This is a genomic window from Mesorhizobium sp. M7A.F.Ca.US.002.01.1.1 (genome assembly GCF_004022955.1).
Taxonomy (GTDB): Bacteria; Pseudomonadota; Alphaproteobacteria; order Rhizobiales; family Rhizobiaceae; genus Mesorhizobium; species Mesorhizobium ciceri.
Genome location: NZ_RZQE01000518.1, coordinates 1 through 3,926 on the forward strand (window position 1 = coordinate 1; position 3,926 = coordinate 3,926).

Consider the following 3,926-nt stretch of genomic DNA (forward strand, 5'->3'; position numbering starts at 1 on the left):
GATAGGAATTTTTTCTTGACCTGCTGAGGGCAGCTATGCTACATATTCGTCCATGGTGCTGATTTGCGCTGCGACCCGCCTCCGGCGGGTTTTTCGCTTCCTGACCCTTGGTCCTTTTCCGAACAATCCCACCGCGGCAGTGTGAAGCCGACATGTTTCGCAAGCGTGATGTGCACGGCGCGACAAATCGCTTGACCTGAAAGCGCGCCGGATCAATCTTCACTGTTAAGAAAAAAATGCGACTGAGTGGAAACACCGACAGCCGCCCAAAGCATGCGTCGATGATGAAGCCTCGCGAAGTCGCGGCCGTCACGAACGGGGAACATCAAAATGGGGAACAAAGACATATGAGCACGATAACGACTGTCCTGGAGCCGCTTGCCGAAGGCAAGTTGCACCGAAATATCGACTGGCGCGGCGCCTTCTGGGTGGCGAGCGGCGTGCCGGCCCTGGTCCTGTTCTCGATCGGCGGCATTGCCGGCACGACCGGCACGCTGGCCTTCGCGATCTGGATCTTCTCCATGATCATGGGCTTCCTGCAATCCTTCACCTATGCCGAAATCGCCGGCCTGTTTCCGAACAAGTCGGGCGGCGCGTCGATCTACGGCGCCACCGCCTGGCTGCGCTATTCCAAGTTCATCGCGCCGCTGTCTGTCTGGTGCAACTGGTTCGCCTGGTCGCCGGTGCTGTCGCTCGGCTGCTCGATCGCCGCCGCCTACATCCTCAACGCGCTGGCGCCAGTGCCGCTGTTCACCGAAACCTCACCCGATGTCGTCGCCTATATCGCCGCGCATGCCGGGACGAGTGCCGCCGACGCCATCACAGCGGTGACCGCGGCGGCGACGCCGGCAATCCGCAACTGGACGCTTTACAGCCACACGCTGGGACCGGTCTCGTTCACCTTCAACGCGACCTTCTTCATCGGCGCAGTGCTGATGCTGATCATCTTTGCGATCCAGCATCGCGGCATTCTCGGCACCGCCAATGTGCAGAAATATATCGGCCTCTTGGTCATCGTCCCGATGCTGATCGTCGGCGTGGTGCCGATCGTCACCGGCCAGATCAACTGGGCGAATTTTTCGCCGCTGGTGCCGCTGGCCGCAGCCTACGCGCCCGAGCCCGGTGCCTGGAACATCGCCGGCTGGACGCTGGTGCTTGGTGGTATGTTCATCGCCGCCTGGTCGACCTACGGCTTCGAGACCGCCGTCTGCTACACATCCGAGTTCAAGAACCCCGGCACCGACACGTTCAAGGCGATTTTCTATTCCGGCCTTCTGTGCATGCTGCTGTTCATCCTGGTGCCGTTCACCTTCCAGGGCGTGCTTGGCCTCAACGGTATGCTGGCGACGCCGATCGTCGACGGCTCCGGGGTCGCCGACGCGCTGGCCGGCATGGTCGGCGGCGGCGCGCTAGTCCACAGCCTGTTGGTGATGCTGATGATCCTGGCGCTGGTGCTGTGCATCATGACGGCCATGGCCGGCTCTTCGCGTACGCTCTACCAGGGCTCGGTCGATGGCTGGCTGCCGCGCTATCTCAGCCATGTCAACGAACATGGTGCGCCGACACGGGCAATGTGGACCGATCTCGTCTTCAACCTGATCGTGCTGGCCATCGCCTCGGCCGACGCGACGAGCTTCTTCTTCATCCTCGCCGTGTCGAATTGCGGTTACATCATCTTCAACTTCCTCAACCTCAACGCCGGCTGGATCCACCGCATCGACAACGGCCATATCGCACGGCCCTGGAAGGCGCCGAGCTGGCTGCTCGGGATCGGGGCGATCTTCGCCTATGTCAACGCGATCTTCATGGGCGCCGGTGCCAAGGTATGGAACCCGATGGCGCTGTGGGCCGGCCTGATCACGGCAGCGCTGATCATCCCGGTGTTCTGCTTCCGACACTACATTCAGGACAAGGGCAAGTTCCCCGACCACATGCTGGCCGATCTCGGCATGACGGGGGCCGACCTCTCGGTCAAAAAGGCGGGCATGCTGCCCTATCTGACGCTGGTCGCCGGCGTGGTGGTGATGCTGCTCGCCAACTGGTTCTTCGTCATCTGACCTCATAAAAATAAAAAGGATCGGGCGCGCTTCGGCGCGCCCGATCCTTTTCGACTGGCGCGATCGATCTATTCGGCGGCCAGCGCCAGTTGCGGCTTTTCGGCTTCCTGGCTCAGTTCCAGATCGTCCGTCCGTCCCTCCGCCCCGCGCTTCTTCGGCTCCCGGCCGAAGAACAGGGCGTAACCGGCCGGCAGGACCAGGATGGTCAGCACCGTGGCAACCAGGATGCCGCCCATCATGGCGTAGGCGAGCGGACCCCAGAAGACGCCGCGCGAGATCGGGATCAGCGCCAGCACCGCCGTCAGCGCCGTCAGCGTGATCGGCCGGAAACGGCGAACGGCCGAACCGATGATGGCCTCGTAGCGGTCCATGCCCGCGGCGATGTCCTGGTCGATCTGGTCGACCAGGATAATCGAGTTGCGCATGATGATGCCGAGCAGCGCGATGACGCCGAGAATGGCGACGAAGCCGAACGGCGCACCGCTGATCAGGAGTGCCGCGGCAGCACCGATAATGCCAAGCGGACCGGTCGCCAGCACCAGCATCGCCTTGCCGAAGTTCTGCAGCTGGATCATCAAAAGCACGACAATGACGGCCAGCATGATCGGTGCCTTGGCGGCGATCGAAGCCTGGCTTTCCGCCGAATCCTCCGCACCGCCCTGGATTTCGATCTTGTAACCGGGCGCCAGACCCGCACGCAGGTCCTTCATGTCGTTGTACATCTTGGTGACGACGTCGTTGGACTGCACGCCGTCGGGCAAGGTGGCGCGCACGCTGATGGTCGGCAGGCGGTCGCGGCGCCATTCGATGCCTTGCTCCAGCACCGGCACCACCTTGGCCACCTGCGACAGCGGCACGAAACCGCCGAAGTCGGTCGGGATATAGACCGAGTCGACCGAGGACAGCAGGCTGCGGCTGGCATTCGGCTCGCGGGCGACGATGGACACCGTCTCCTCGCCGTCGCGGAAGTCGTCGAGCGGCGCGCCGGACATCGTCGCCTGCAGCATCTGGCGGATGCGCTGCGAGGTGACGCCGAGTGCGCGGGCACGATCCTGGTCGATGACCAGCTTCATCGCCGGAACCGGCTCCAGCCAGTCATCATGCACGGCGCCAAGCAGCGGATCTTCACGGAACTTCGCCTTCACCTGGTCGGCGATGCGGCGCACCTCCTGGCGATCCGGCCCCATGACGCGCATCTGCACCGGCCAGCCGGTCGGCGGACCGAGGAACAGACGATCGACCTTGGCACGGATGGACGGGAAGTCTTGCGCCAGGACGGTGCGCAACTTGACGATCAGACGCTCGCGAGCCGGTTCGTCATTGGCCATGACGAGCAACTGGGCAAAGTTGGGGTTGCTCAGTTGCTGGTCGAGCGGCAGGAAGAAGCGCGGCGCGCCCTCGCCGATATAGGTGGCGATGAAACGCTTGTCCTTGTCGTCCATCATCTTGGTCTCGAGCGCCTTGGCCTGCGCCTCGACTTCCTTGATGCTGGTGCCTTCCGGCAGCCAAAGGTCGACGAGGATTTCCGGCCGCGACGATTGCGGGAAGAAGTTCTGCGGAATGAACTGGAAAGCCCACAGGCTGGTGCCGAAGGTGACCAGCGTCATCACCAGGACGATGATGCGATGGCGCACGGCCCAGCTGACGGTGGCACGAAGCCGGCGGTAGAAACGCGTGTCGAAGACATCGTGATGGCTGCCGGCATGCTTGCGCTGCTTGAGGATCATGTTGCCGAGCCATGGCGTGAAATAGACCGCGACGAACCAGGAGACGATCAGCGCGATGCCGACGACATAGAACAGCGTGCGGACATATTCGCCGGCGGTCGAGGCCGCGAAGCCGACCGGAATAAAGCCGGCCGTGGTGATC

At 62.9% G+C, this 3,926-nt stretch carries 2 protein-coding genes; one reads left to right on the top strand and one right to left on the bottom strand.

The genetic code is table 11. The features are described 5' to 3' along the window. Nucleotides 1-347 precede the first annotated feature (347 nt). Nucleotides 348-2,057 (top strand): APC family permease, encoded by a 1,710-nt coding sequence (locus EN932_RS30940; protein WP_024502584.1) that lies wholly within the window; start codon nucleotides 348-350, stop codon nucleotides 2,055-2,057. A 68-nt stretch (nucleotides 2,058-2,125) separates the two neighbouring features. On the opposite strand, the gene EN932_RS30945 is transcribed toward EN932_RS30940, so the two are convergent. Continuing rightward, a partial coding sequence (locus EN932_RS30945) for an efflux RND transporter permease subunit (RefSeq protein ID WP_164750297.1) occupies nucleotides 2,126-3,926 on the bottom strand: 1,801 nt, incomplete at its 5' end.